The organism is Streptomyces sp. Xyl84, from assembly GCF_059731885.1.
The window spans coordinates 681,341-708,177 of record NZ_AP029182.1 but is presented as its reverse complement, the minus strand read 5'-3'; the positions used below and the strand labels follow the sequence as shown (position 1 = coordinate 708,177).

Genomic DNA, 26,837 nt, shown 5'->3' with positions numbered 1-26,837 from the left:
TTGATGCCACAGACATGCTATTGCAATCAATGTGCAAGAAGTCAATCGGGAGGGTGACCGGGCCGGTCCCGGCGGTGCGCGTCGTCCGCGCGGTGTGGGTGCGCTGTCGGGACAGTGGCCGTGCGCGCTTCGGCAACCCTCCTGCTCCCCGTGTTCCTAACGTGGCTCACCGGCGTACCGGAAACACGAACAAGCCAGGAGAAGCACATGTCCGACGTCCCGCAGGCCGCAGAGCCCGTGCAGCCCGTACTGGAACCCGCGGCCGCCGCGTTCGCCGAGGCGACCGCCAACCCGCCCTACCTCTTCGACCTGCCGCCCGCCGAAGGCCGCAAGGCCGTCGACGACGTGCAGTCGGGCGAGATCGCCAAGCCGGCGGTGGACGAGGAGTGGATCACCGTCCAGGGCGGCCCCACCGGCAGCGTCCGTGCCCGCGTCGTCAGGCCGGCCGGCGCCGAGGGCACCCTGCCGGTGATCCTCTACATCCATGGTGCCGGCTGGGTGTTCGGCAACGCCCACACCCACGACCGTCTGGTGCGCGAACTCGCCGTCGGCGCCGGTGCCGCCGTGGTCTTCCCCGAGTACGACCTCTCGCCCGAGGCCCGTTACCCGGTCGCCATCGAGCAGAACTACACCGTCGCCCGCTGGGTCGTCGACGAGGGCGCCGCCAAGGGCCTGGACGGCACGCGGCTGGCGGTCGCCGGTGACTCCGTCGGCGGCAACATGACGGCCGCGCTCACCCTGATGGCCAAGGAGCGCGGCGGCCTCCCGCTGCTCCAGCAGGTGCTGTTCTACCCGGTAACCGACGCCAGTTTCGAGACCGGCTCCTGCCACCAGTTCGCGGAAGGCTACTTCCTGCGCCGCGACGGCATGCAGTGGTTCTGGGACCAGTACACGACCGACGAGGCCGAGCGCGCGCAGATCACCGCCTCCCCGCTGCGCGCCACCACCGAGCAGCTCACCGGTCTGCCCCCGGCCCTGGTCATCACCGGCGAGGCGGACGTGCTGCGCGACGAGGGCGAGGCCTACGCCAACAAGCTGCGCGAGGCCGGTGTCCCCGTGACGGCCGTGCGGTTCCAGGGCATCATCCACGACTTCGTGATGCTCAACGCGCTGCGCGAGACCCACGCGGCCGAGGCCGCCATCACGATGGCCGTCGGCACCCTGCGCGCCGCCCTGCACCAGGCCTGAACCACCCTGCGCACGCCCTGAACCACCCTGCGCACGCCCTGAACGGAACCGGACCCTCATCATGACCACACCCGCATCCACCCCCACCGTCCTCCTGGTGCACGGCGCGTTCGCGGACGCCGGCAGCTGGAGCGGTGTCATCGAACACCTCCAGGGCCACGGCATCCCGGTGATCGCCCCGCCCAACCCGCTGCGCGGCCTCGCGGCCGACGCCGCCTACGTCGCCTCGGTCGCCTCCCAGATCGACGGGCCCGTCGTGCTGGTCGGCCACTCCTACGGCGGTGCCCTCATCACGGTGGCCGGCACCACCGAGAACGTCGTCGGCCTCGTCTACGTCGCCGCCTACGTCCTGGAGGAAGGGGAGAGCCTCGGCGAGCTGCAGGGGCGTTTCCCGGCCTCCCCGCTGGTGAGCAACCTCAAGGAGTGGACGTACCCGGTGCCCGGCGGTGACCCCGCCGTCGAGGTCACCATCGCCGAGGACGCCTTCCCCGCCGTCTTCGCCGCCGATGTGCCGGCCGAGACCACGAAGGTCCTGGCGGCGGCGCAGCGTCCGCTCGCCGCGGCGGCCTTCGAGGAGACAGCCTCCGCCGCCGCGTGGCGGACCAAGCCGTCCTGGGCCGTGGTGGCCACCGCCGACCGGGCGATCGACCCGGAGGTCGAGCGCTTCGGTGCCAAGCGTGCCGGAGCGACGATCGTCGAGCTGGAGGGCGCCTCCCACGCGGTCGCCGTCTCCCGGGCCGCCGAGGTCGCCGAGGTGATCCGCGAGGCGGTCGTCGCGACGGGCTGACCCACGCCGTGCCGGGGCCGCGCGGACGACTTCCTCGTCCGCGCGGCCCTTCGGCATGCGGTCCCGAAGAGCAGCGCGGGAGAGGGGGCGGACGGGCGGCGGAACCTGGACGGCGGCCGGTGCGCGGAGGCCGGCGTACGCCGCGCACCGAAGGCTCGGCGGGGGAGGGCAAAGGGGCCGCGGCGGGCCGGGCGGCGGGTGTCTGCGCTGTCGGGCACGCGCCTGTGCGCTCTGCGGCAAGGCACCCCTGACCAGGGCGTCTAGCGTCAGACGGGTACGCAGCAAACGAACCGCAGGAGGCGGAACATGACCACTGACACCTCGCACGCGCAGGCCGGCAGCCAGCCCCGGCTGCACCAGAAGGGCCGCGTCATCCAGGAGTTCGGCACCGTCAAGCAGTTTCCGCTGGCGCTGTCCTTCGAGGCACGCATGTACTCCTGCCAGCGGCTCAACCAGGTGCTCGCGGACACGCAGATCCTCTACGGCCTCTACAAGAAGCACCACTGGCTGATGCGGGGCGCGACCTTCTACCAGCTGCACCTGGTGCTCGACCAGCACGCCACGCAGCAGCTCGCCCTGGTCGACACGCTCGCCGAGCGCGTCCAGACGCTGGGCGGCGTGGCGGTGGGGGACCCCCGCCATGTCGCCGAGATCACGTCGGTGCCGCGCCCGCCGGACGGTGTGGAGGAGGTGCCCGCCATGCTGTCCCGTCTGCTGGAGGCGCACGAGACGATCCTGGCCGACGCCCACGACGCGGCCGCCCGGGCCGCCGAGCAGGGCGACGACGGCACCAACGACCTGCTGGTCTCCCAGGTGATCCGTACCGGCGAACTGCAGACGTGGTTCCTGGCGGAGCACCTGGTCGACACTCCCCTGGTCCGGGCCTGAGCGCACAGGCGGGCGGCCCGGTCGCGGGCCGCCCCGTGCCGCACCCGGCGGAGCGCTGTCAGACCGGGCGGGCGGCGGACCCGGCGGAGTCGGAGCCGGCGGGCGTGCCGGACAGCTCGCGTACCGGGTGCTTGCTCAGGACGGAGACCCGGTTGAAGGCGTTGATGGTGATGGCGATCCAGACCACGGCGGAGATCTCGTCGTCCGACAGCACGGAACGCGCGAGGCCGTAGGCGCTGTCCTGCGCGTCGGCGTCGGCCGGATGCGTGGTGGCCTCCGCCAGGGCGAGTGCGGCGCGCTCACGCGGGCTGAAGAGCTGGGTGTCGCGCCAGGCGGGCAGTACGCCCAGGCGCCGTGTGGTCTCGCCGGCCCGCAGGGCGGCCCGGGTGTGCAGGTCGAGGCAGAAGGCGCAGGCGTTCAGCTGCGAGACACGTATGTTGACCAGCTCGACGAGCCGGCGGTCGAGTCCGGCGTCGGCCGCTACCGCGCGGACCGCCTCGGCCGTCGCGGACAATGCGCGGTAGGCGCTGGGGCTCTGCTTGTCGACGAAGACCCGTGCCCGGGTGGTCGTCGGCGCCGTCTCGGACACGTGGTCTCCTTCATCGGGCGGTGTTCCGGTGTACGTCCTATCATCATGGCGTTAATGTTGAAACTCGAACTTTCTCCGAGGGGAAGGAGCCGAACGGTGAGCAACACCGAGACCCGGCCCGCCGAGCTCATCTGCGGCACCGCCACCGAGGCCGGCCCGGACACCGGGGCCGCCCCCGGCGGCCCGGCCCCGGCGGACATCGAGGTCCTCGGCCCCCGGGACGTCCCGCTGGGCGGGCCCCGTGCCATGCGGGTGCGGCGGACGCTGCCCCAGCGGGCCCGGACGCTGATCGGCGCCTGGTGCTTCGCCGACCACTACGGCCCCGACGACGTGGCGTCGACCGGCGGCATGGACGTCGCCCCGCACCCCCACATCGGCCTCCAGACGGTCAGCTGGCTCTTCAGCGGCGAGATCGAGCACCGCGACAGCCTCGGCACCCACGCCCTCGTCCGGCCCGGCGAGCTGAACCTCATGACGAGCGGCCACGGCATCAGCCACTCCGAGGTGTCCACCCCCGCCACCACCGTCCTGCACGGCGTGCAGCTCTGGGTCGCCCTGCCCGCACAGCACCGCGACACGGCCAGGGACTTCCAGCACCACGTCCCCGCCGCCGTGCCGCTGGAGGGCGGCGAGGCCCGCGTCTTCCTCGGCTCGCTCGCCGGGGACACCTCCCCGGTGCGCACCTTCACGCCGCTGCTGGGAGCGGAGCTGTCCGTGGCCCCCGGCGCCACCGTCACCCTCGACGTGGACCCCGCCTTCGAGCACGGGGTGCTGGTCGACAGGGGCGGCATCGTCCTCGACGGCACCACCCTCGAACCGGCCGACCTGGGCTACGCGGCTCCCGGCCGCACCGCCCTGACCCTGATGAACCGGGGGAGCGAAACGGCGAGACTGGTCCTGCTGGGCGGACCCCCGTTCGGCGAGGAGATCATCATGTGGTGGAACTTCATCGGGCGGTCCCACGACGAGATCGTGCAGGCGCGCGAGGACTGGACGAAGGGCGACCGTTTCGGTGAGGTGCGGGGCTACGACGGGTCCCCCCTGCCCGCACCCGAGCTGCCGAACACCCCCTTGAAACCACGAGGAAGCAAGCGCTGACCTGGGAGAGCAGGGACCGGACGCCAAGAAGCCGTAAGCGCTCCTGCGCCCGTCGGGCGACGCGGGAAGCCAAGGCGTCTGCGTCCGGCACCAGCCGCATGGGCGCCTCTGAAGCTGTCTGCGAGTTCCAGGGCAGGGAATCCGCGGGCAGCTTCAGCTGTACCGATGCTGACCTTTTGCCGACTTTCCTGACGATGCATCAGGTGGGTGAGCGCGAGGTGTCTTCCGCGTTCGAGTCCCTCGCGAGGCGTTCTCAGCCCCGTAGCGCTCTGCTGATGAGGCCTGTGGAGTCGTCGGGTTCGCAGGACCGGTGTCAGCGGCTCTCGGCGCCGACGCGCCGCCGCCGGTGATCAGGGCTGCCATTCCCACGTCGGGAAGAGGCGACGTTCACGAGGTGTCGCCCAGGAAGTCGGAGACGATGTGGTCCAGGCAGTACTCCACGACTGCCGCTATGGTCAGGGCGGGATTGACGGCACCGGTGCTTCCCGGCATGAGCGCTCCGTCCAGGCAGTACAGTCCAGGACAGTCGTGGAGCCTGCCGTACGGATCGGTGGCCCTGCCGAGCCAGGCACCGCCCACGGGGTGCGCGACGAGCGGCCGGAACTTCGGCAGGTCGATCATGGTGGCGTCGGGCAGGTGCCGGGTCACCTGACGCGTCACTTCCTCGACCTGGGGCCGTGCTCCGGCGTCGTAGTGCGCGCTCCACTCGAGCCGGAGGCGGCCGTCCGAGCCCCACAGCCACTTGCCGAAGCGGTCCGGGATGCTCATGCCGAGGCACATGAGTTCACTGCCGCCGAGAGGGAGGGCGAGGGGCGAGTGCATGACCCCTATCGTGCCGGGGACGTTGTGCACCATGGTGGAGGACGGACCGCCCTGGGGCGTACTCGCCGACAGGCCTGACGTCCTCAGCACGGTCATGTGGTCGCCGTTCGCGCTCCAGCCCTCCCCGACGGAGGCGTGCAGGTGTGTCAGACTGCCGGTTTCCCGGGCCGCCAGCAGCATACGGGGGGTGTGGACTCCCGCGGCGAGTACGAGCCGGTCACTGGAGAAGACCACGCGTTCGCGTACCGTGCCGTCCTCGGCCAGGTGTTCCGTGAGTACTCGGTATCGGCCGGACCGGTCCTGGGACAGGCCCGTCACTTTGTGCAGCGGTCGCACGGAGGTTCTTCCGGTGGCTTCCGCCCGGGCCAGGTAGGTGCGGTCCACGCTGACCTTGGCCCCGCTGTTGCATCCGGTGAAATGGTACTGACCGATGATGGCGGCCGCCGGACGGTCGCCGCGGAGTTCGTCCCGCAGGGCGTCGAAGTCGAAGCTGCTGCAGATCGTCTCCCCCGGCAGGTCAGAGGCATGCACCGCCTCGTTCCACAGCCGGTGGGCCTGATAGGGCCTGCGGTCCAGGAGGTCTGCGGGGAACAGTGCTCCGCCCAGGCGGCGGCGTGCTCTGGGGTAGTGGACACGGTCGAGCACCTCGTAGTCGGGCCCCGCCGGGAAGATCCGCTGGAACGCCTCACGTCCTGGCTGGGCCAGTACTCCGCCGTAGACGAGTGTGCTGCCCCCGGCGCCGGCGCCGCAGACTATGACCGCGTCGTCCTGGGTGATGACGTCCAGGAGACCGGTGGAGCGCGGGAGGACCGCCTCCACCGCTTCGACGAGGTGCGCCCACGGTGTCGAACGCAGTGGAGGCAGGGGGGCCGCGTCGTCGTCGAGCCAGATGAGCCTCTTGTCCGCCGAGGGAAAGGCCGGGAAGGTGCCGCCTGCCGGATCGACGGGCCAGCGTCGTCCGCGTTCCAGTACTACATTGCGTACGCCGGCTTCGGAGAGCCGGTACGAGGCGATGCTTCCGCCCAGGCCGGCGCCCACGATCACCACGTCGTGCCGTTCTTCGCGGTCCGGTCGGGCGCCGGTCGGTGACGACCGGACCCTCGCGGCTGGTGTGCTGCTCGTTCCGGCGGTCGCGCCCTGGGATGTTCGCGCGGAGTCGCCCGGGTCCTTCTCGGTCACGTGCATTCCCCTTCTTCCCCCGCGGACAGCGGCGGTTGTGGCAGGCGGTCGGCGCTGTCGCGTACGAAGGGACCGACGGCGTCCATGAAGTCCGTGTGGCGGTCCAGGTACGAGACGTGGCCCGCGCCCGTGAGCTGGACGAACCTTCCGGCTCGCATCCTGCGGGCCGCTGCCCGTCCCTGCCAGGCGGGCAGGAGGGTGTCGGTGTCGCCCCACACGATCAGCACCGGGGTGAGCAGCCGGGCGAGCCGGTCCACGACGAGAACGTCGCGACGCTGACCGGTCAGCTCCGCACATTCCCGGAAGATCGCCAAGGAGGTGCGCAATGCTTGCCTTGAACGGGTCAGCCGCGCCTGGGCCAGCCACGTCTGCAGGGGCACACGCCATGGCTGCCGGAGAAGCAGCAGCGCGGAGAACGCCAGGGCGACCTCGCTACCGGGCAGGGAGGTGAAGGCGGACAGCAGGTCGGCAGCGCGGGACGGCAGCATGCTCAGTGCGATGGCTGCCGGATGGGCCGCGCGGCCCAGTCCGCTGGCGTCGACCAGGACGAGACGCCGCACGAGTTCCGGATGTGCGATGGCCAGTTCTGCGGCGACGCAACCGCCGTAGGAGTGTCCGATGACGATCACGCCGTCGATGTCCAGCGCGTCGAGGAATCCGGCGAGGAAGACTGCCATACGCACCGGCTTCACGCCGGGAAGAGGACCGGTGCCGTTGAACCCGGGCAGCACGGGGGCGAGTACCCGGCACGTGTCACCGAGGTCCAGCATCACCGGGAACCAGTCGCGGGCGCTGGAGGCGGCGCCCGACAGCAGCAGTACCGGCTGCCCCTCGCCGTACTCGTAGTAGAGGGTGGATATCCCGTCGACCAGTACGCGCCGGGCCGTGGGCTGCTGAGTCTTCACCAGCCTGCCCTCCGATGCGTTCCGTGGCCGTCGGCTTCCCGAGAGGAACCGGCCGGCGTGAAACGCAGCTCCTCGGTCACGGCGTCACGTCCGGCCAGCCACATGCCCAGTGCCTCTCTTGTGCCCATGACTTCTGGGGGGCGCAGGAAGCCGGGCAGACCGAGTGGGGGGTGTCCGTCTGTCGGGATCACGCGGTACCGGAGAATCCGCAGGTTGGAGTGGGAGCTGAGCATGGCACCGTCCCAGAGGATGAACGAGGGAACGGACGGGGGTATGTCCCGCTCGAGGCCGAGGCCGCGCACGATGTCCTGGTGGTGCACCGAGAGGTCACCCAGGGAGATGAGCGTGACCAGTCGGCTCTCGAGAGCCGGGCGTTCAGCCCATTCCCGGGCTTGTGCCATGAGCCGGCGCCGTGACAGGTGGCGGGCGCGGCGCACCTGCCGTCCGTTGGCCGCTGCGAGGCTCCGCCACGGGCGGTAGTAGCTGAGGGGGTGGTCAACGCCGATGAGGTGTCCCAGCACGTCTCGAGGCGACCATGGGGCACACAGCGTGGGGCCCGAGTCGAAGACGTCGTCGGGCAGGGCGTCCAAGGTACGCAGCAGACGTCTTCTCTCCGCCCGCAGTTCGGTTTCCAGAGGAAGTCGCACTGCTCCTCCTAGTCGTCGTGCCGTGGCCGCGGTGCGCCCTGCCCGGACGGACCGGGGCTGTGGGAGCGAGGTGGTTCGTGAGGGCGTCGGGCACACGCGAGTGTTTCCTCGAAGCTGTCGTCCAGGAACTGGTGGAAGAGCTGCGGGTCGGTGATCGCCGCTGGATCCAGGTTCGTGCCGATGCCGCACAGCTCTCCGTGCGAGGCCATGGAGATGTTGGCCGCGGCGCCACCCCGGGGCGCCCAGGGGACGGCGTTCACCACGCGCGATCCGGCGACCTGTGCGGTGCGCGGCAGTCCGGGCACGCTGGTGACCACGACGTCGATTCTCCGCAGTAACGGGGGCGCGAGACGCCTGTACAGCAGTTCGGGGACCAGGGCGCCCCAGTCGGCCATCACCGTGTAGGTCCCTCTGGCCACCGAGCCGCGTGCTTCCGCGATCGCGGTATGCACGGAAAGCATGCGGGTCTGCGCAGACAAGTCACCGATCGGTCCGGCGATCAGTACTCCGGCGATCAGATTGCCAGCGCCCGTCTCGTATGCCTCCCGGAAGCTCACGGGAACGAGGACCGGCATGGTGTCCCGGACCAGACCATGGTGGTCGTGGTAACGGTGGAAGGCCCCCAGAACCGCTGCCACGTACGCGGACGTCACGGATACTCCCACGGATTTCCCCGCCGCCTTGATCCCGGCCAGGGGCACCGTCACCATGCCGCAGTGCATCGCACAGCTGCGTTTCACCAGCAGAGGCGAGGGGGACGCCGTCTGAAGCAGACGGGAGGCGGCGCGGCCGGCGGACCGCACTCCCTGGCCGGCATGACCCGGTTGGGACAGGACACGGGCGCTCGCCCGCAGCGCCGTGCGTGTGGCCTCGCCCAGGGCGCCCATCGCCTGCTGCACGCCGGCACCGTTCATTGGCCGGGCCCCGCTCGGTTCTCCGGCGGCTTGCGCCGCGGGCTTCGGCGAGGCGGCCGGGGGCGTGCTCTCCATGAGCCGGCGGACCGCGGCGACGACGGCCACCGCGTCGCCGAGGCTGTGATGCCACTTGAGGATCACGGCGGCACCGTCGTTCTCGTACTCTTCGACGAGTGTGATTTCCCACGGCGGGTGGAGGGGGTCGAAGGTCGCTGAGGTTCGCCACTCGACCGTGTCCAGGAGCTGGCGCAGTCCTCCGGGGGCCGGGAGCCGCATGCGGTGCACGTGCCTGGTCAGCCGGAAGTCCGGGTCCGCGATCCATGAGGGCGGTCCTGTCCGCAGCGGCGAGTCGGCCACACGGTGAGTCAGCCGGGGCAGCCGGCTGACGGCGTCCTCGCAGGCACGGACGAACAGTTCCCAGTCCGGAGCGCTTTCGAGCAGCCAGGCCCAGGTGACGTGAGGGCGGGTCAGCGCTTGGCCGCTCAGCCGCCAGAAGAGGGTGTCGGTACCGTTCATGGGACCGGGCGAGGTCCAACCGCCTTCGGGCCGGGGATCATTCATCGGGGGTGACCTCTCCGTGAACGGGTGCGCGGTGCATGGTGCAGGCGTCGGTGCGGCGCAGCCCCACCAGTTCCTCCGAGCGCTCCCACACTTCGCGCTGCAGGCCGGGACGGAAGCGGAGGGGGGCGGGCGGGAGCAGACGGACACCGGGCATCCAGGAGTGGAAGCCGCCGCCGCAGTGGGCGAACTCCGGGTCACCGGCCAGCCGGAGAGCCGGCTGTGCTCCCTGCGCGGAGCTGTGCACCAGGGGGGTGTGCTCGGCGAGGGCGAGCAGGCGGGGCGCCAGCGGGATGTTCCTGACGAGGCCCGTGGACACCAGACCGGGGCAGTAGGCGTGGGAGACTATCCCGTGCTCGGCCCATCTGCGTGCCATCTCCTGTGTGGTGAGCACGTTCAGCAGTTTGGAGCGCGCGTAGACGGTCCATGAGCCGATCGGTCCGTACGGCCGGGGTTCGGCGAAGGAACACGGATCGAGGCGCAGGACGCTGCGGTGCGCCTCGGACGCCACCGTGACCACCCGTGAGGGAGCTCCCCGGCGAAGCGGGTCGAGGAGGAGCTGCGTGAGCAGGAACGGTCCCAGGTGATTGGTGGCGATCATCCTGTCGAACCCCTCGGGACTCACTGAGGGCCGCAGCTCGTGCGTGCCGGCGTTGTTGACGAGGACGTCCACGTGTCCCCAGTGACGGCGCATCTGCTGTGCGGCGGAGTGCACGTCGTCCAACGCGGCGAGGTCGGCGACGAACAGCCGGACGTCCGCGCCCGGCCAGCGGGCGGTCAGCTCGGCGACCGCGGCCTCGCCTCGGCCGCGGTTGCGGCACACCAGGGCCAGTCTGGCTCCCGCGGCTGCGAGTCCGTGGGCGATCTGCCTGCCGATACCGGAGGTCGCTCCGGTGACGACGCAGTGCGAGTCCCTCATGACGCCGTCCCGCTGTTTCCCGCGGGCCGGCGAGCGCGCCCGGCCGACCGCCCCGGTGAACCCGGCCTGTGGGTGAGGGCCTGCGAGCCTGCGTCCGCCATCGGCGGTGGATCCGCGATGTCGACCAGTTCCACCTCCGACAGTCGCGTCAGCACGCGTCCGTCGGGTGTGGCCCCCGTGCACACTCCTGTGCCGTCGACGGACACGCTGAGGCTGTGCCCGTACCGCAGCAGGAGGTCGTGGTCGTTGGCTCCGTCCGTGTACAGCTCGATGTGTCCGATCGACCGGGGTACGAAGAGCGGTTGGTGGTCGGCGGAGCCGGGCCTGAGAGCGAGTGCGCGCAGCGCGGCGCACAGGAAGAGCGCCGGCGTGGTCATGGTGCGCAGCCCGGGGTGACCTGCGAGTGAGGGCGTCCAGGTGCCGCGCGCGGCCGTTGCGTTGACCAGGCAGTCCGAGAGGTTGCGGAAGGGGCCGCGCAGGGATACCGGTACGTGCGGGCAGGCGTAGGCGTCCTGGGCCGGCAGCGCAGGGCGCAGAGGTGGGAGGTCCTGTCGTGGGGCCTGCCCTCGCGGTTGCCGGTCCAGCAGTACGAGGGCCTGGAAGTGCCGCAGCGCACCCGGCCGCGTTCCGCCCCGGGGGTCGAGGGTGTCCGAGTGGACGCTCACCTGGACGGCGGACCGTGACGTGCCGGTTTCAGTGGCTGGGGCGGCCACCGTCCGCGCCCGGATGCGCAGGGGTGAGGGCGTCTTGCGGTTGAGCGGGCGGATGAAGGTGTCGAAACGAGCGTCGCGGAATCCGGTGGTGATGGCGTCGGGGACCAGGGCCTCGGCCGCTTGCGCGGCGAGGTCCAGTATGAAGGTCGCCGGTATGGTCGGTTTTCCGCTGACCAGGTGGTCGAAGAGGTGCCGTTCCAGATGCGGGTCGACCAGGTGTGCCCACTCGGCGCCGTCGGCGGCTTCCGGGCGCGGTGTCCACCAGGGCGGCCGTCGGCGGACCGTGAGGGCCCGGGGCCGCTCGTCGTGGACGAGGCCCGGCCGGTGCCGACGCAGTCGCTCACGTTCCGCCGGGCCGAGGTAGACCGATGAGCCGCCGGAAAACGTTGCCGCCCGCATCTCGGCCGCGAACTGCTCGGTGCCCTCCTCGGTGGTGATGGGCGTGAACTGGCCCTGGCGCGCGACGTGTTCCTGGAACAGTTCACCGGCGCCCATGCCGGTCTGCCCCCACATGGTGAACCCGATGGTCGTCTGAGCGGCCCCTGTCGCTGTCTCGGCCACGGCGGCCAGGTAGGCGTTGGCAGAGGCGTAGTCCGTGTCTCCGGGCGCGCCGGCGGTGCCGGAGTAGGAGCCGATGTTGCACCACCACCGGGGCGGACGGGATGCCAGCGCGCCGGCGATATGACGGTGCCCGAGCACCTTGGTGTCCCGGACCGCGCGGAACGCATCGAGTGACTTGTTCTGCACCAGGGTGGAGGCCACCTGCCCTGCGGCGTGGAGGACGAAGTCGACCCGGCCCTCGGTGCGCAGGACGCGTCGGATCACCTCGTGGACGGATCCCTCGTCGGTCACGTCGCAGGTCGCGTAATGCACGCGATCGTCTCCGAACCGAGCTCGGAGTGACTGCAGGGCTTCGTGCACCTTGCCTTGCCCGAGAATGGCGTCCACCCGTTCCACGACGGCTCGCACCGGCAGGTCGGGATGTTCCCGCCGGACCTGCCGGACGAGGGCGGCCCGTGTGCGCTGCCCCGGCCCGTCGCCGGTTCCGGCGGCCCGCTCCGAGCGGTCCGCCGGGGTGCGTCCCAGAAGCCACAGGCGGGGGCGCAGGTGTTGCGGCAGTGCCGCCAGCAGTGCCTGTGCGATACCGCTCGCTCCTCCCGTGACCAGGCCCACACAGTCGTCCGGAAGCAGACCGGCGGCGGGCACCGAGGCGGGCAGTGGGGCGGGAAGCACGGCTTCGACCCAGCGCTCGCCGCGCAGGTAGCGCACCACTGGGGGAGGGCCCGGCCGGGAGGAGCGTTCTGCCGCCGTCCGGGCGAGCACGGTGCTGATCGGGACCTCGTCCGCGGTCGCGGTGATCGCCACGGAGCCGGGGCGTTCCCACCGCAGGCTCTTGACCATCCCCTCGAACAGGGCCGGGATCTCCGAGGCCGGACCCGAGTCCGCCGCCCCGCTCAGCACGACGGCCAGGGAACCGTCCGGCTCCGGGCGTGTCCACAGACGCTGTACGGCCAGGAAGGTCATCTCGTGCAGGGCGAGGGCACGGTTCAGGGTCAGGGCGGAGAGGTCGCCGGCCACGGTCAGGTGCGGCGCGGCCCGGTCGGCGGCAGCCAGCAGTGCCTCTCGGTCCCGGGCTGCCGTGTGGGCGCCGTCGCCGGCCGGCAGGGTCAGTACCGTGGATTCGGTCGCCTCCGCGTCGGCCTTGAGCCGGGCCGCGACTTCGTCGGATCCGGCCAGCACGAGTCCCCGCCGGGGCAGGGGCGCACATGAGGAGCGGTCAGAGAGCAGAGAGAGGGGTTCGCGTACGAAGGTCCGCGCGTACCGCGTGGTCAGGCGGGAGGCCTGCGGGGCGGGGGAAGCCGAGTGTCCGGCGCGGACGGGCTCGACGCCCAGTGCCGCGTCGTAGTGGCGGGCGCGCAGCCGGACGGCCGTCCCGTCCGACTCGACGGCGCGCAGCAGGGCGACCGCGTGGTCGGCCGCGAGGTAACTGCGTTCGGGCGTTCCCGGGACGGCCGTCGTCGCGGCCCGGGTCTGGTTCCCGCAGGACAGCCGCGCCAGTGCCTGCCATCCGTGGCGTTCGGCCAGGCGTCCGGTGGTCACTGCGAGGAGGAAGGCGCCTTCGGCGAGCGTGGTGGCTCCGGTGGGCGCCAGTGCCGCGTTGGTGGCCGTGGCGTTGCCGTTGACGGCCAGGATCAGGGCCAGGTCCAGTTCACTCGTGCGCAGGTAGCGTTGGGCCACGCGGAGCGCCGTGAGCGTGCTGTCGACGCCGGCGTCCACGGCCATGGTGGGCCCGTGCAGGTCGTAGCGGGCGGCGAGCCTGGAGGCGATGACATTGGGCAGTACACCCGCCTGGGAGTCCTCCGTGCACGCGGGAAAAGCCTTGCGTGTCGTCTCCAGGTGCACGGCGGCGGTCGTGAAGCCCGGCTCGCCGGCGTGCGCCTGCAGAGCCGCGGTCGCGTCATCGGCGTAGCAGCGGACGGCGGTGCCGACGAGCCCGCGCGGCATGCCTGTGTGCGCGGCTATCACTCCGGTTGTGTCCCGCAGCTCCGCCCATAGTTCGCCGTGTTCGTCGACGAAGCGTGCTGCGGCCTGCAAGCCCATCAGCTGGCTGGGGTCGACGACGGGCAGGGTGCGGGCGGACAGCCTCACTTCGGACGGCTGTGGGGCGGGGTAGTCATCCGGGAACGACGCCGCCGGGGCAGGAGCTGACCCGCGAAGCCAGTTCCGCAGGGCGTCGCGCGACGGAGCACCCGGCAGGTGCGCGGACCAGGCCACCAGGACCATGTCCTCGTCGGCGGACCGAGGGGGCGCGGAGCGCAGACCGGGACGGTCGCAGCGGTCGGCCACCAGCAGGTGGGCGTTGGTTCCGCCGAAGCCGAACGCGGAGACACCGACGGTCCGGCGCCCGTCGTGGCGCGGACGCAGACGGACGGGTCCGGAGGGCACGACGAGGCCGCCGGCCGGCTCGTCCGGGCTCTCCCAGGCGCCGAGCTGGGCCGGGACCCAGCCGTGCCGGAGTCCGAGCAGCGCGTGGATGAGGGACACGACACCGGCCGTCCACCCGGTGTGCCCGAACACCGGTTTGTTGCTGGTGCAGAGCTGTCCCGAGGACGGCCCGAGAGCGGACAGTACCTGTGACTCCACGCGGTCACCCGCAGCCGTCCCGGTCCCGTGCGCCACGACCCAGTCGACCTGCTCCGGCGTCACGGAGTTCACGGCGCGGGCGCGCTCTATCGCCCGGCGCTGCCCGGCGGGGTTGGGCGCGGAGATCGACTTGCCGCGCCCGTCCGCGGCTCCTCCGAATCCCAGCAGTACCCCGTGCACCGTGTCCCCGTCGCGTACCGCCTGTCGTAGCGTCTTGAGGGCTACCACTGCGGCGCCGTCGCTGAAGAGGGTCCCGTCCGCCGCCTTCGTGAACGCACGGACGCGTCCGTGCCGCGACAGGCCGTTCAGCTTCGCGAACATCACTGCCATCGTGGGATCCACCACCGTGATGCCGCCGCAGTAGGCGATCTCGCATTCGCCGGCCAGGAGGGCTTTGACACCGAGATCCACCGCGTAGAGCGAAGAAGCGCACGCGGTGTCCACGACGCACGACTCCGTCACCGGCTCGGGCAGCCGCGAGAACACCTCCCGGACGACGGCGTCGGGTGTGGCCGCTTCGCCTGCCGGCAGCGCGTGCCGGTAGTGCTCGAACAGCGCCTTGCGAACCTGTTCTGCTTCCCCTCCGTCTGGCAGGGGGCGGGTGAGAACGTCCACGAGTACCGATTCGACGAGGCTCTGACTGCCTCCTGGCCAGGCCCCGACGTAAGCCGCGCACCGGCGGCCGGGGCCCGTGCGGACATGCTCGCGCGCCTGCAGGAGTGCGTGCCACAGCCACCGTGACGCGTCGTCGCGGCCGGTGCCCGCGCTCTCCTCGTCCGCCGGGTCCGGGTGGGGGCGGAAACCGTGCAGGTATCCTGCCCGGCGTGCGTAGGTCTTGTCCTCCTCGTGCGGGTCAGGGGACCAGAAGTGGTCGAGGCGGAAGCGTTCTCCCGGTTCGCTGAAGGCGTCACGGCCTCCGTTCAGCAGGCGCCACAGTTCCGCGGGGCTGCCGGCTCCGGGCACTGCCAGCCCGATGCCCACCACGGCGACGAGTTCCTCGGTGGTGTCCGGTGTCGTCATCGGCGCAGTTCCTCGACCAGGTCGGCGATGCGCTCCAGGGTGGTCGCCTCGTTGCGTCGTTCGCCGGGGACGGCGGGCAGACCGTACTGCCGTCGGACGCGTTCGAAGAGCGCTATCTGTTTCGCCGAGTCAACGCCCAGATCCGCTTCGAGGTCGACTTCACCGGTCAGCATCTCGGCCGGGAAACCGAGGTCGTCGGCGTACAGGGTGGTCAGTTCGGCCAGCAGCCCGGCGCGCCCGCCGTCCGTGGCATCGTCGGCCGCCGGCGCGGTGTCGTCCTGCGGCCTGTCTGCCACCTGGTCCTCGTGGGCCGTGCGGCCCGTCCCGGACCGCCACCGGGCCTGCACACCGGCAGCTCCCAGGGGCGCCACGACGGCCTCCATGTCACCACGGCTCGCCAGCAGCGGGACCGCGGTGACAGCGGGAGGAAGGGAGGAGCGCACGATCCCGGTGAGCGCCTGCCGCGCGCCGGCCTCGATGAAAACACGTGCGCCCTGCCGGAACAGGGTCAGCAACGCGTCGTAGAAGGGAACGGGTGCGATCATGTTCCGTTCGACGACCTCCCGGGCGGCCGCGGCGCTGGAGACGTACCGCCCCAGGACGGGGGAGAAGACGGCCACCCGGGGAGTTCCGACGGCCACGTCCGCCGTGGACTGCCGGAAGTGGTCCGCCGCGTCGTGGAGCAGGGGGTTGTGGAAGGCGTACCTGGCCCGCAGCCGTGTGGCCCGGATCCCCAGGTCCATCGCGATCTTCTCGACCTTCTCGAGGGACGCCGCCGGTCCCGAGACGACGGTCTGAGCCGGGCCGTTGTCGATCGCGGTCCGCAGACCGGGCTCGTCGAGGGCGCCGACCAGATGGTCGGCCCGCCAGGCGGGGACGTCGAGTGCCACGAGGCCTCCCTCCTCCGGGGCGGCGCGGCGGAACGCCTCGATCCGCGCGCAGGCCATGCGTGCGACGTCGGCGACGGAGACCGCCCCGGCGGCGGACAGTGCGGCGAATTCACCGAAACTGTGTCCCACCAGGACGTCGGCTCGCACCCCCACTGCGACGAGCAGTTCGGCCGCCACCGCGTTGGTGGCGTAGATCGCCAGATCCAGCCGGTCGCTGTCGTGTTCCAGGAGGTCCTGCAGGGAAGGCGCGTCCCGGTCCATGACCAGGGGCGTGACCGGCTCGTGGCCCTGGGCGGTCACCACCTCGTCGATCGCCTCCAGTGCCTGGGCGGCCTTCGGGACATGGCTCGCCCGCTCGGCGAGAACCCCGGGCAGGTAGGCGCCTTGGCCGGGAAACAGAACCGCGGTCCTCAAGGACATGAAGAATTCCTTTCGATGATGCGTCGGGAGCAATCGGGCGCTGGCTACTGACCTTCTCCCAGCGGGAGGGCGCCCAGTTCCTCATAGAATCGCCTGGCCGTTTCGACGGAGTTCAGCGTGCGCGGGAAACCCGCATAGGCGCCGGTGTGCGCGAAGATCTCGATGACCTTCTCCGGGGAAATCCCCAAGCGGTGAGAAATGCGGAGGTGAGTGGTCAGCTGTTCCTCGGCTCCTCCGAGTGCGGCGATGACCGCGAGCGTGATCATCTCCCGCTCCTCGTGACTCATCGCCGGCCGACTGTGCAGTCTGCCGAAGACCACATCGATCACCAGGTCGGCCACATACCCGCCGACCGGGCCGAGCGCGTCGAGGAACCCCTGAACCGCTTCCTCGCCGGCCACGGCCGCCGCAATTCGGCGGGCGGAAGGCGGTTCCGACGACTCCGGCGGTGTGTTGTCCGCGGTTGTCACGCGGGATCCGCAATCATGAAATTCTCTCCTTCCGGACACCCGTACGCCGATCCGAGGGAGTCGGGTGGATCGGGAAACAAGGGAGATGGCACTCGCCAGAAAACGGCGCAGAGAATGCGGGAAACCGCGATCAGGAGCAGCGCCGGTGGCTTCACGTTACTGATTCTCCGGAAGTATGGGAAGGGCCTTGTTATCGCTCGGCAGGAATTGCGTCCGACTGTAGCTTTCGATCCGAAAAAAAATCGGGACATGCGAAAGAGGGGCGGCTGGTTCGCCGTGCGGCCGGCCACCTCGCACGCCGGGCGAGCGGCACGCGGATCTGCCCCTTCCACCGGGTGACCGTCTCACCCGCCGGCGACGTACTGCGTCTCTCCCCGCGTACGGAGCACACACCCGCGGACGCACCGGCGGTGTGTGAACGTGTTGAACGCGGGGACGAGCCGCCGACCGCGCGCGCCGGTCACCCGGAACGGCGGATCGGGTGGCGGCTTCGCACGGCGGGCTCGACGATGGGCCCATGAACGATCCGTTGTTCGATCAGGTTGCCGCCCTCGCCGTCCGTCGCGCGTCCGGGACGACGCAGCGCGCGGATGCCCGTGACCGGACGGCCGCTCCGTCGGTTGCCTCTCGGAAGCCGGCGCCGAGATCCTTCCTGTCGGATCCGCTGCCTCGTCAGGAACCCGTCGGACTCGCAGCAGCAGCCCTGCCCGCAGCATGACCGCGCACCGGCGAAGGTGCAGGGTGGAGCGCTCCTCGTCGAGGCGCAGGCCGTAGCCGTCGGCTTCGCCGGCTCAGCCCTGTTCCAGCAGCACCGGCGCCGGTGTGCTCGGCCGAAGCACCTTCCACGGCGTGGGGCGGGGAGAATCGCTCCGTTGCCTGCCGGAGGGCGTTCACGGCCTGTCCGCTCCGCGCGACGGAGCAACGGGGGAAGGCCTCCTGGCGCAGGGGGTGACGTCCGGACGCAGGGCGGAGGCTTCCCCGGGCCCCGGCCCGACAGGAGGAAGCGCTCCGGACAGACGAGATCCCCAGCAGCCTCACGGAGGCGGCGAAGCCGGTTCGGCGGGCTCGGTCACTGGGCCGGGCCGGCTCGGTCTGAGCCGTGGCCGTCCGCAGGATCACGTTCGTACCCTGACGCGGTTGCCGCCGCAGATCCGCAACAGACCGGGCGACGCAGACGCGATCGAAGCGCGCGCAGACGGCCGGCGGGCATCGTCCGGAGCTTAGCTGCCTTCAAGGGGAGCCGCCGGCGATGTGTTGGCGGGCCGGTCGTTCCGCTGCTCGTCCCCGAGTCACGCAGAGGTCCGACGAGCGGCGCAGGTGCGACCGCCCTGTCCCTGAGATGCTCCCTGCCCAGGGCTGTTCCGAAAATCCCGCCTGCCCCGCGACGCCTGGCGCGCGCTCGCCGCGTTGTCGGGATCTCCACGTACGCCCAGTACGAGGACGACCCTCCGCCTTGCGATCACACGCACCGGACGCCGCGGAGCCCGCCCTTCGGGCGGACAGCGTCCCCTTCGGAACACGCCCTGGTCCCGCACGCGCAGGAGCAGGCAGCCGCCGCCGGAGCGACGACTGCCTTTCGGTTCCGAGCAGTTCGGCCTCAGAGCTGGAGGAGAGTGAAGACGTCGACGCCGGTCAGCGAGGTCAGACCCCCAGGGGTGTCACAGGCCAGCAGATCCAGCGTGAGGTTGGTGATGGTCCAGGTGACGGCCGCGCCCTGGAACGTGCCTGATGTCACCGTTCCCGTGAAGGTGTTCACCAGTTCTCCCGAGACCTTGGTCGCGGTACGGGTCATGTCGAGCGTGCTGGATGTGCCGTCCGACCACTGGACGACGTTGACGACGTGTGAGGAGGCAAGCAGGTCCTGGCACGAGTAGCTACCGGTGGACGCGAAGGTGATCGTGCCGGCGGTGATGGAGGTGCCCGGCGCGACACAGGGCGCCAGGTGGTTGCTACCCGATGCTGTCACCGTCCGCGGGGTGTTCGTCAGCCCCGGGTTGTACTGGATGTTCTGGGTGCCACCGCAAGTCACCAGGGTCGCCGCGGAGGCGGGCCCAGCGCTGAACGACAGGGCTGCTGCGACGGTGCACAACACCGCTGTGGCTGCGCACAGGCGCCGTACGGCGCCCGGTGAGTTCAGAACTCGCATGAATTGTTCCTTCGGACAGGTCGATGGTGGCCTCAAGCAGTCGCCTGGGCAGGGGCAGCTGTGTTTCCGGCGCGTCCTCTTCGCCGCGGCAGGCGGCGCGCCGGCCGGTCCGGTTCGACGCCGCCGGCCTTTGCCCAGCCCTACGCCGTGCGACCTCCGTGTCAGCGCGCCTCGCCGTGTACACGAGATGGCACGCGTCTCCCGGACGTGGGCCCCGCTCGTCCCGCCACGGGTGTCTTGACGTCCTCTCTCCGGGGCAGCCGGCGCGGTGCCTCGGGTACGCCGGACCGGAGCCGGCGTACCCGGACCGACCGCGCCGGCGGGGCTCACAGGGCTCAGGAACGGATGAACCGGTAGGACTTGAAGGCGAAGGTGATGGTGCTGCCCGGTGAGACCGGGTTGGCCAGAAGCGCACAACTGGTGTCGGTGTAGAGGACCACGGTGGCGTCGGTCTGGTTGTCGACGCTGGTACCGAGGGTGGAGACCAGTTTGCAGGTGTCGAGTTCGGGGTTGACCACCTGCTGGTTGCCGCCGAGCAGGTCGGTGTAGAAGAAGGTGCCGCTCGCGTGACCGGCGGCGGCGGACGCGGGCGCGGCCATCAGGCCGACTGCTGCCGTCAGGGTCGCTGCTGCGACAGCGAGCCCGGCTCGGATCGTGTACATCGGTGCCTCCTTCGGCGCGGACCTCACGCCATGGACGAGGGACGAGGTTTGCATGCGCAGAGAGGTGGTGCGACGGCACAAGCTCTTGGCCGATGCCGTCACGACGACTCCGGCAGGGAGGAGACCGGAGCTGCGGTCGGTCCGGTAGGGATGGGCCGAAGGCTCAGTTCGGGGACGGAGTCCAGTCCCGCAGTCCCCGTCGGAGGTCCTGTGGCCACGATTAGCCCACATCGCCGCTGCGGTGACAACCCGATGGCAGTAGGAACATGCCATGCTCGCCAGTTTGAGCATGAATGGGCGACAAGTGGAGAACACGTGAAGTGAGCGCATGCGCGAGCGAGCGATTCGAACTGCCTCTGTCACAACAAGCACTCCAAGTGGACACCGCTGCCGTCATGCCTGAATGAGATCGCCGGTCAACCGGGCGGCGCACCGCTCTCCCGGTTCCTCAAAGGTGCGTACAGCCCATCCGGTTGTGGTCGTCTGCCCTGCTGAGCGGGAGCGCGGTCGCGCACACGGGGTGTGCCCGTCGCAGACGGGTGTTCGCCGCACGGGGCAGTACGCGCACTGCCCCGTCGGGGTCATTGGCACAGCCCGCGGCACAAGCACGATGGAGAGCGCTCCGTCCGGTCCAGCCTCGGCAGGAGGCGGGCCCGCGCGACGTCAGGAGCACATCGGGATGGGCGCTGTTCGTCACCGAGAGCGGTTCCCGCCATGCCCACAGACAGGCCGATGCGGAGGAGGAAAGGGTGCCACGCCGTCGCAGATACAACGCTTCACTCGCGGAGCTACTGGCTGAGGCAGACATGAGCGCCGCGGAACTGGCGAGGCGTGTCAACCGCCTGGCCGCCACCGAGGGGAGGCCGTTGCGGTATGACCGTACGGCGGTGGCCCATTGGCTCGACGGCTCCCGACCCAGGGGTCCGGTTCCCGAGTTGGTGGCTGAGGTGCTGACCCGCAGGACGGGGCGCCTGGTCACCCCCGTGGAGACGGGACTGGTCGCGGATGCCGGCGCGGACGAGTCCGACGAGGCGGCGAGCGGGCAGCGCGAGGACCCCATCGGCAGCCTCGTCGCCCTGGCCAGGACCGATGCTGATCCCACCCGTCGCCCGCAGTTGCTGCGTTCGGTGTTCCGGGAGCTGCCGCTGCCAGGTGACGAGCCGTCGTCCGCGAGGCTGGACGCCGGCGGCGGCGGACAACGCGGCAGGGTCGGCGGCGCCGACGTGAAAAGGGCTCAGTTCATGCTGGAGCAGATCGCCGCGAACTGGTCCCGGTTCGGGGGCGCGCACGCCCGCGCCCTGCCCGCCTCCTACCTCGGTGATGACATCGGACGCCTGCTGACCGGACCGGCATCACCGGCCGTACGTCGGGAACTTCTGTCAGCAGCCACCCAAATGACGCATATATTAGGTGACATGTCCGCAGATGCGGGCCATCAGGGGTTGGCGCAACGCTACTACTACGCCGCGCTGCGAACCGCGGCTGAAAACGGAGACCACCGAGCGCGCGCCATCACGCTCCGAGCGTTGAGCGTCCAGGCGGTCCGGTCAGGAGCGCTGCGCTATGCGGTGGCCCTCGCCGACACAGCGGTCACCGCTGTCGGCGCCGGGGACAGCGACGACTTACGGGCGTTCGTGCTGGCACAGCGTGCCCACGTACGGGCCCTCACGGGAGAACGCCGCACCGCATACCAGGACTTGGACACGGCCGAGAGATGCCTGGACCGGAGCACACCCGGTCCAGGCCTCTTCACCTCCTATCCGAGGGCCGGATTCGCCTACCGCAAGGGACAGGTGCTGCATCGGCTGGGGGACGCACAAGCGGCCCTGGAGGCGCTGAGGTGCGCAGCCGAGGAACGCCCCCCTCATGAACGTCGCAGGAAGGCCATCAGCCAGGCACGCATGGCACTGGTCCTGCTCGATCTGGGCCGAGTCGACGAAGCCTGCGTCCACGGGCGGTACTTCACCGAGCAGTGCCTGCTGTTGCGTTCCCACCGAGCCGTGCTGCTGCTCAAGGAGTTACAGGCAGGGCTGGGGCGCTTCCCGCGCGTCCCGGAGGCGGCCGGCCTGCTGAGCAGGATCTCGCACCTTGCCGCACCGTCAGGATCGGTCTGAGAACCGGGCGAGGGGTACGCGGGCGGCACCCGGACCACCGACGTCGTTCAACGTGTTCACGGATCTCCGTGCGCGCCGAGGTATGAGGAGCTTGCTCCAGGAGAGCCGAGGGGCAAGACCGCCGGGAGCCGGCCTGTGGTCCCGTGCCCCTTCCGGGCGCCGGTCGCACACCGTCGCCGCACCGACGGCCTGCGGGACCTCTGAAGGCGAGTGGTCCGGCGAGAAGACCTGATCGACACGAGTGACCTGCGGTGCATGGCTGACGCTCCGCCTCACCCGAAGAAGGAGGGTGGATTCCGTGCGGGAAGAGAAAACCGGGGGAACCGGGGGACACGAGGCCGCCCCGGCGGCCGGGCAGTTGAGCGGCGAGGAACTCCTGACGACGACCCGCTCCGTACGCCGGCGTCTGGATCTCGAGCGGCCGGTCGACATCCGGCTGGTGCGCGAGGCGCTGTCGGACGCGTTGCAGGCGCCCAACGGCTCCAATGACCAGCCGTGGCAGTGGATCGTGGTGACGGACGCCGAGCGCAGGCGTCGGCTGGCCGAATGCTACCGGCGGGCCGCCCGCCCCTACCTGGAGGCGATGGCGGACCAGGCGGCCGGAGAACCGGAGCGAACAGGCGTCTGGCACGCGTCGGTTCATCTGTCGGAGCATCTGCACCGGGTGCCCGTCCTCGTGGTGCCCTGCCTGAACGCGTCACCTGGCGACTTCGAGGAGAGGTTCACGAGTCTGGGGTTCCCGGCTCCGGTGGATCACGTCGCGCACTCTGTCTATTACGGCTCGATCTGGCCCGCCATGTGGAGTCTGATGCTCGCTCTGCGGCTGCGCGGTCTGGCCTGCGCGGTGACGGCCCTGCACGTCGCCCGTGCTCAGGAGGCCGCGGAGGTGCTCCGGCTCCCGGATCACGTCACCCAGGCCGGTCTCCTGGCCGTGGCGCACCCGACGGGCACCTCCTTTCGCCCGGCGCGGCGCAAGAACATCGAAGAAGTGCTGCACCAGGACTTCTGGCGCCCGGGCCGCTGACCTGCCCGGCAGGCTCCTCGAACCGCTCACCACTCTGAACAGGACTGACACCACATGGTCGACCAGAACAAGCCCATCGAACACGTCTCCCCGGCTGAGGCGGCCGTGGGCGTCGACGGTCCCTATGCCTCGGCCCGGCGTCTCGTCGTCCGGGAACTCGACGCGATGCTCTCCCATGTCGACGACCGGACCGCCGCCGTCCTCGTCACCCAGCTCCGCGACGCCGACAGGATCTTCGTCGCGGGGGCAGGCCGTTCCAAGCTTTCCGTGGAAGGGTTCGCCATGCGTCTGACGCATCTGGGGCTCAACGTTCACGTCGCCGGTGACGTCACCACTCCCGCCGTCGGCCCCGGTGACCTGCTGGTGGTGTGCAGCGGGTCGGGCGAGACACCCACATCGGTGGTGATGGCGGAGAACGCCGCCGCCGCAGGGGCCCGGGTCGTCGCGGTGACGGCGAATGCCGACTCGCGGCTGGCGCGGGGGGCCGATCTGGTGGTTCATCTGGCCGAGTACAGCCAGGATCACGAGACCGGCCGATCGATCCAGTTCGTCGGCACCCTCTTCGAACAGGGCGCCCTGTTGTACTTCGACTCGCTTGTCCTCGCCTACGAACGGCTGCACGAGGTCGACCCGCAGGAAATGCTCGCCTTCCACACCAACCTCGAATAGGTACGGAACAGGAACACCTATGACCACACCAGTCTCACTGACCAGCACCAAGATGAACCTCGGTCTGCGGCAGACCGAGGAATGGATCGACGACGTCCTCCTGCCCAGGGCCGACGCCCTGGGGCAACTGCGTTTCTGCGTCTGCCTGCCCCACCCGCTTCTGCCCCTCGGCATGCGTCGCACCGAGGGAACCGGCATGAGCATCGGGGCCCAGAACGTGTGGTGCGAGGCCGGAGCGGTCACCGGAGAGGTCTCCGCCGGCCTGCTGGCCGAGATCGGCTGCACGCACGTCATGGTCGGACACGCGGAGCGGCGTCGGCTGTTCTTCGAGGACGACCGGCTCATCGGCCGCAAAGCACGGGCAGCCTCACTCGTCGGCCTGACGCCGGTGATATGCGTCGGTGAGGAGGAACGTCTCGGCCCTGCCGAGACCACGGCCCAGGTGAGCCGACAGGCCTCGGCCGCCCTCCAGTCCCTGCCCCCCGACGCGGCGGCCGTCATCCTCTACGAGCCCGGGTGGGCCATAGGCTCCGATCAAGGCGCCGAGCCCCATCAAGCCGCGGCGGTGCTGGAGGCTCTGCACCATGCGGCACCCGGCCGGATCGCCCTCACTCTGGTCTACGGCGGCGCCGTCACCGCGGGAACCTACTCCTCACTGCGCCGGCTGGCTCCCTGGGACGGAGTGGCGCTGGGCAGGGCCGCCCAGGATCCCGTGATGCTCGACGAGGTGCTCTGCGAACTCCTCGAACCGGCGGGGCGAGAACCGGAAAGGAGCAGGTGACGGTTGGGAAAGGACAGCGAATGGGTGTGGGAGTACGAGGGATACCGCCGCGCACCGTCGACTACTGTCTGTCCCGCACCGCCCACGGGTCCACGCTCAGCGCCGCTGCCCACGCACGGGTGCTCAGCGATCTCGGGCATCCCGACGCCGAAGCTTTCGTCAGGCAAGCCCTGCGGGGCGACATGGACCGCACCGACCGGACCGGCACGTCCTACGGCATACACATCGGTGCGATGGCAGCCGCCCTCCGCCTCGTCCGGGAGAGGCCGAGTGCGGTAACTGCCCTATTAGTAGGGGGGAGTTTGGCCTGTTCGCGCCACAGTTCAATCCACGCGTCGGCCACATACTGCGGGTACCGGCACTCGGCAGAGGCATCGGAGCACGGTGAGAGCGGCGCCCAGAACCCGCCGGGGAGAGGAACGCATGAGTAATTCTCTGTAGTGGTGTGTTGACGACCTGTTGCTGAGTCTGCTCACCGCGGCCGGCACGGCCAGACCGACGACGCGCCTCTGCAGGTGTGCACTGGTGCCGTCGAGCAGTCCTACGGTCCCGGGTTTGCTACTGACGCCACAGCAGGTGCACTTCAGCTCGTCGGTCGGTTACGCGACGTGGGTAGGCGGCGGCTACACCCTGTCTGTGTCCGAGGCCCGTGTCATCGCCGCAGGTACCGTCGCCATCGCCATCGCCATCGCCATCGCCATCGCCGGCACTGGCACCGGCAACGTCCTGTCCGGCCTCTACGCCGGACACGAGGTCGTCCAGACCACCGTCGTTGCCGCCCCCGATGTCCTGCAGTGTCCGGCACCTCCTGGTGTCACCAAAACCTCCGGGGACGTCACCCTCGTCATCCTTCCCCTGTGAGGCGTCGGTCCAAGCGGGAAGCGCACGGCAGCAGGCCGGCCGGTGCGTGGAGGCGCCGGCCGCGTGCCCGACATGGCACGTCGGGGGTGGAGCAGGACGCGAACACCACAAGCGGCCACACCTTCATCACGAAATTCTCGTGCGCGGCGACGGATCGGTCGATTGCACAACGGCTCTGTCCCCGCACTGAGACGTCAGGTACCCAGTACCAGAAGCAGGAGCGCTCCATGCGCCGAGTACTCACCACCGCTCTGATGTCCCTCGCTCTGTGTGCTGCCTCGCCGCTGGCCCCTGCGGCCTCAGCAGCCACCACCACCGCAGGGGCAGGAGCGTCCGCAGCTCAGACCGCCGTCCGGGGAACGGCACCTCAGACTCAAGCCGTCCTGACGTGCCCCGGTTACGAAACCAGCACGTACAACCCCGGTCTGACCCTCCTGCCGCGGCAGGTGGCCCTGTCCGCTTCCGGAGCGATAGGCCCCTGCGTGGGACTACCGCTCGACCACACGACCGGCACCGTCAGCTTCTCCGGCCATGGCATTTTGTCCTGTGTTCTGGAAGACGCGGAGGGCAGCGGCCGAATCGACTGGACGAATCCCCGGAAGAGCTCCAGCACCTTCGCGTTCACCACCGCGATCAGCGTGAGGCCTGGCGGTGTTTCGGCCATCGTGATGACCGGTGAGGTCGCATCGGGTGACTTCACGGGATCCACGGTCGTGGTCGAGTTCATTCTCTCCCCGGGCCCGACGCAGCCTTTGGACTGCCTCACCGAACAAGGACTCACCACCGTCTCGGGCGCCCTCAGTCTCGAGATCCTCTGACACCGTCCGAGACGGATCAGTCCCGATGCCGAGTGGTCGAACGGGCGATCCCCGTCCCGTTCACTGCTCGGCGCGGTACAGCCGGGGTCGGCGGCGTTGACGCGGATGCCCTTGAGCCCCTTGGCGTACTGCGTGGTCGACATCGTCGGCGCCGCCTTCGAGGAGGTGTACAGCGGCGCGACAACGTGCGACTCGGGCCGAGTTTACGAACCTCCCCGGCGGGACCCCAGCTCACCTGGGACGGGCGGTGGTTGTGCATAGCCGTCAGCGATTCCAGCGACCGTCGGCCCCGCGGGCGCGCCGCTGCGAACACCGAGCCCGGCGGTTTCGGCATGCAACTCCTCGACCGACTCGCCCGACGCCGGGGCGTCCCCCGGGTCACCCCGGCAAAACGGTCTGGACCGAACCCGGCCTCGACTCCTGAGCGCGGTGGCGGAGCTGACCACCGGCAGCGCCGTCCGCGGTGCCGGCTCGGGTGCGCTGCGGATCCGGGCCGAGAGCGACCGGATCGCCTGCGAGGTCCACGGCGGCGCTGGCGCGACACCGCATCACGACCGGGCGCCGGGCCACGTATCAAGCACCCCCGAGAGCGTTACCGATCAACATCCTCC

Annotated in this window: 22 protein-coding genes and 1 pseudogene; 11 read left to right on the top strand and 12 right to left on the bottom strand. The window is 70.4% G+C overall.

Annotation, left to right across the window (positions count from 1 at the left end; translation table 11 throughout):
- Positions 1-207 precede the first annotated feature (207 nt).
- From AC6I72_RS03050 to AC6I72_RS03040, 3 genes are all read left to right on the top strand, one after another.
- On the top strand, positions 208-1,188 hold the full coding sequence (locus tag AC6I72_RS03050) for an alpha/beta hydrolase (protein ID WP_497999241.1): 981 nt from the start codon (positions 208-210) through the stop codon (positions 1,186-1,188).
- 61 nt (positions 1,189-1,249) lie between these two features.
- Complete coding sequence (locus AC6I72_RS03045) at positions 1,250-1,975, top strand: alpha/beta fold hydrolase (protein WP_497999240.1); 726 nt, start codon at positions 1,250-1,252, stop codon at positions 1,973-1,975.
- 306 nt (positions 1,976-2,281) lie between these two features.
- Positions 2,282-2,863 carry a Dps family protein gene (locus AC6I72_RS03040; protein ID WP_497999238.1) on the top strand — a complete coding sequence of 194 codons (582 nt, stop codon included), beginning with the start codon at positions 2,282-2,284 and terminating at the stop codon, positions 2,861-2,863.
- Positions 2,864-2,921: 58 nt separating this feature from the next.
- Here AC6I72_RS03040 and AC6I72_RS03035 read toward each other — a convergent pair whose 3' ends face one another.
- Complete coding sequence (locus tag AC6I72_RS03035; protein WP_497999236.1) at positions 2,922-3,452, bottom strand: carboxymuconolactone decarboxylase family protein; 531 nt, start codon at positions 3,450-3,452, stop codon at positions 2,922-2,924.
- A 96-nt stretch (positions 3,453-3,548) separates the two neighbouring features.
- Between AC6I72_RS03035 and AC6I72_RS03030 the strand changes: the two genes are divergently transcribed.
- The gene (locus tag AC6I72_RS03030; protein WP_497999235.1) at positions 3,549-4,550 is read left to right on the top strand and encodes a pirin family protein; all 1,002 of its coding nucleotides are present in this window, start codon (positions 3,549-3,551) and stop codon (positions 4,548-4,550) included.
- Between the two features lie 387 nt (positions 4,551-4,937).
- Here AC6I72_RS03030 and AC6I72_RS03025 read toward each other — a convergent pair whose 3' ends face one another.
- From AC6I72_RS03025 to AC6I72_RS02980, 10 genes are all read right to left on the bottom strand, one after another.
- Entirely contained in the window at positions 4,938-6,419 is a 1,482-nt protein-coding gene (locus tag AC6I72_RS03025; protein ID WP_497999233.1) for a GMC oxidoreductase, read from the bottom strand.
- Between the two features lie 128 nt (positions 6,420-6,547).
- Positions 6,548-7,456 carry an alpha/beta fold hydrolase gene (locus tag AC6I72_RS03020; RefSeq protein ID WP_497999232.1) on the bottom strand — a complete coding sequence of 303 codons (909 nt, stop codon included), beginning with the start codon at positions 7,454-7,456 and terminating at the stop codon, positions 6,548-6,550.
- A complete protein-coding gene (locus tag AC6I72_RS03015; RefSeq protein ID WP_497999230.1) occupies positions 7,453-8,103 on the bottom strand; it encodes a maleylpyruvate isomerase N-terminal domain-containing protein in 651 nt (216 codons plus the stop codon). The genes AC6I72_RS03020 and AC6I72_RS03015 overlap by 4 nt, the downstream gene beginning before the upstream one ends.
- Positions 8,104-8,111: 8 nt before the next feature.
- Positions 8,112-9,533, bottom strand: coding sequence for a wax ester/triacylglycerol synthase domain-containing protein (locus AC6I72_RS03010; RefSeq protein ID WP_497999228.1), 1,422 nt, complete (start codon positions 9,531-9,533; stop codon positions 8,112-8,114).
- A 37-nt stretch (positions 9,534-9,570) separates the two neighbouring features.
- Positions 9,571-10,494, bottom strand: a complete 924-nt coding sequence (locus AC6I72_RS03005; RefSeq protein ID WP_497999226.1) for an SDR family NAD(P)-dependent oxidoreductase — start codon at positions 10,492-10,494, stop codon at positions 9,571-9,573.
- Positions 10,491-15,371 (bottom strand): SDR family oxidoreductase, encoded by a 4,881-nt coding sequence (locus AC6I72_RS03000; RefSeq protein WP_497999224.1) that lies wholly within the window; start codon positions 15,369-15,371, stop codon positions 10,491-10,493. Before AC6I72_RS03000 ends, AC6I72_RS03005 begins: the two co-directional genes overlap by 4 nt.
- Complete coding sequence (locus AC6I72_RS02995) at positions 15,368-16,681, bottom strand: acyltransferase domain-containing protein (protein WP_497999222.1); 1,314 nt, start codon at positions 16,679-16,681, stop codon at positions 15,368-15,370. Before AC6I72_RS02995 ends, AC6I72_RS03000 begins: the two co-directional genes overlap by 4 nt.
- 44 nt (positions 16,682-16,725) lie before the next feature.
- A complete protein-coding gene (locus AC6I72_RS02990; RefSeq protein ID WP_497999221.1) occupies positions 16,726-17,151 on the bottom strand; it encodes a carboxymuconolactone decarboxylase family protein in 426 nt (141 codons plus the stop codon).
- 1,597 nt (positions 17,152-18,748) lie between these two features.
- A complete protein-coding gene (locus AC6I72_RS02985) occupies positions 18,749-19,297 on the bottom strand; it encodes a hypothetical protein (RefSeq protein WP_497999219.1) in 549 nt (182 codons plus the stop codon).
- A gap of 335 nt (positions 19,298-19,632) precedes the next feature.
- Positions 19,633-19,959: a hypothetical protein gene (locus AC6I72_RS02980; RefSeq protein ID WP_497999218.1), complete on the bottom strand. Its 327-nt coding sequence runs from the start codon at positions 19,957-19,959 to the stop codon at positions 19,633-19,635.
- A gap of 539 nt (positions 19,960-20,498) precedes the next feature.
- On the opposite strand from AC6I72_RS02980, the gene AC6I72_RS02975 reads away from it, so the two are divergent.
- The 7 genes from AC6I72_RS02975 to AC6I72_RS02945 all read left to right on the top strand — a co-directional run bounded on the left by AC6I72_RS02975 (position 20,499) and on the right by AC6I72_RS02945 (position 26,226).
- Positions 20,499-22,073, top strand: coding sequence for an NsdA family TPR-like regulatory protein (locus tag AC6I72_RS02975; protein ID WP_497999217.1), 1,575 nt, complete (start codon positions 20,499-20,501; stop codon positions 22,071-22,073).
- 298 nt (positions 22,074-22,371) lie between these two features.
- The gene (locus AC6I72_RS02970) at positions 22,372-23,097 is read left to right on the top strand and encodes a nitroreductase family protein (protein ID WP_497999215.1); all 726 of its coding nucleotides are present in this window, start codon (positions 22,372-22,374) and stop codon (positions 23,095-23,097) included.
- A gap of 54 nt (positions 23,098-23,151) precedes the next feature.
- Complete coding sequence (gene hxlB / locus AC6I72_RS02965; protein WP_497999213.1) at positions 23,152-23,766, top strand: 6-phospho-3-hexuloisomerase; 615 nt, start codon at positions 23,152-23,154, stop codon at positions 23,764-23,766.
- 19 nt (positions 23,767-23,785) lie between these two features.
- On the top strand, positions 23,786-24,547 hold the full coding sequence (locus AC6I72_RS02960; RefSeq protein ID WP_497999212.1) for a triose-phosphate isomerase: 762 nt from the start codon (positions 23,786-23,788) through the stop codon (positions 24,545-24,547).
- 20 nt (positions 24,548-24,567) lie between these two features.
- The gene (locus AC6I72_RS02955; RefSeq protein ID WP_497999210.1) at positions 24,568-24,978 is read left to right on the top strand and encodes a hypothetical protein; all 411 of its coding nucleotides are present in this window, start codon (positions 24,568-24,570) and stop codon (positions 24,976-24,978) included.
- 124 nt (positions 24,979-25,102) lie between these two features.
- Positions 25,103-25,408: a hypothetical protein gene (locus AC6I72_RS02950; RefSeq protein WP_497999209.1), complete on the top strand. Its 306-nt coding sequence runs from the start codon at positions 25,103-25,105 to the stop codon at positions 25,406-25,408.
- A 482-nt stretch (positions 25,409-25,890) separates the two neighbouring features.
- Entirely contained in the window at positions 25,891-26,226 is a 336-nt protein-coding gene (locus tag AC6I72_RS02945) for a hypothetical protein (RefSeq protein WP_497999207.1), read from the top strand.
- 71 nt (positions 26,227-26,297) lie between these two features.
- Here the strand turns inward: AC6I72_RS02945 and AC6I72_RS02940 are convergent.
- Positions 26,298-26,426 (bottom strand): annotated as a pseudogene (locus AC6I72_RS02940) (short-chain dehydrogenase); the annotation flags it as partial.
- Positions 26,427-26,837 lie beyond the last annotated feature (411 nt).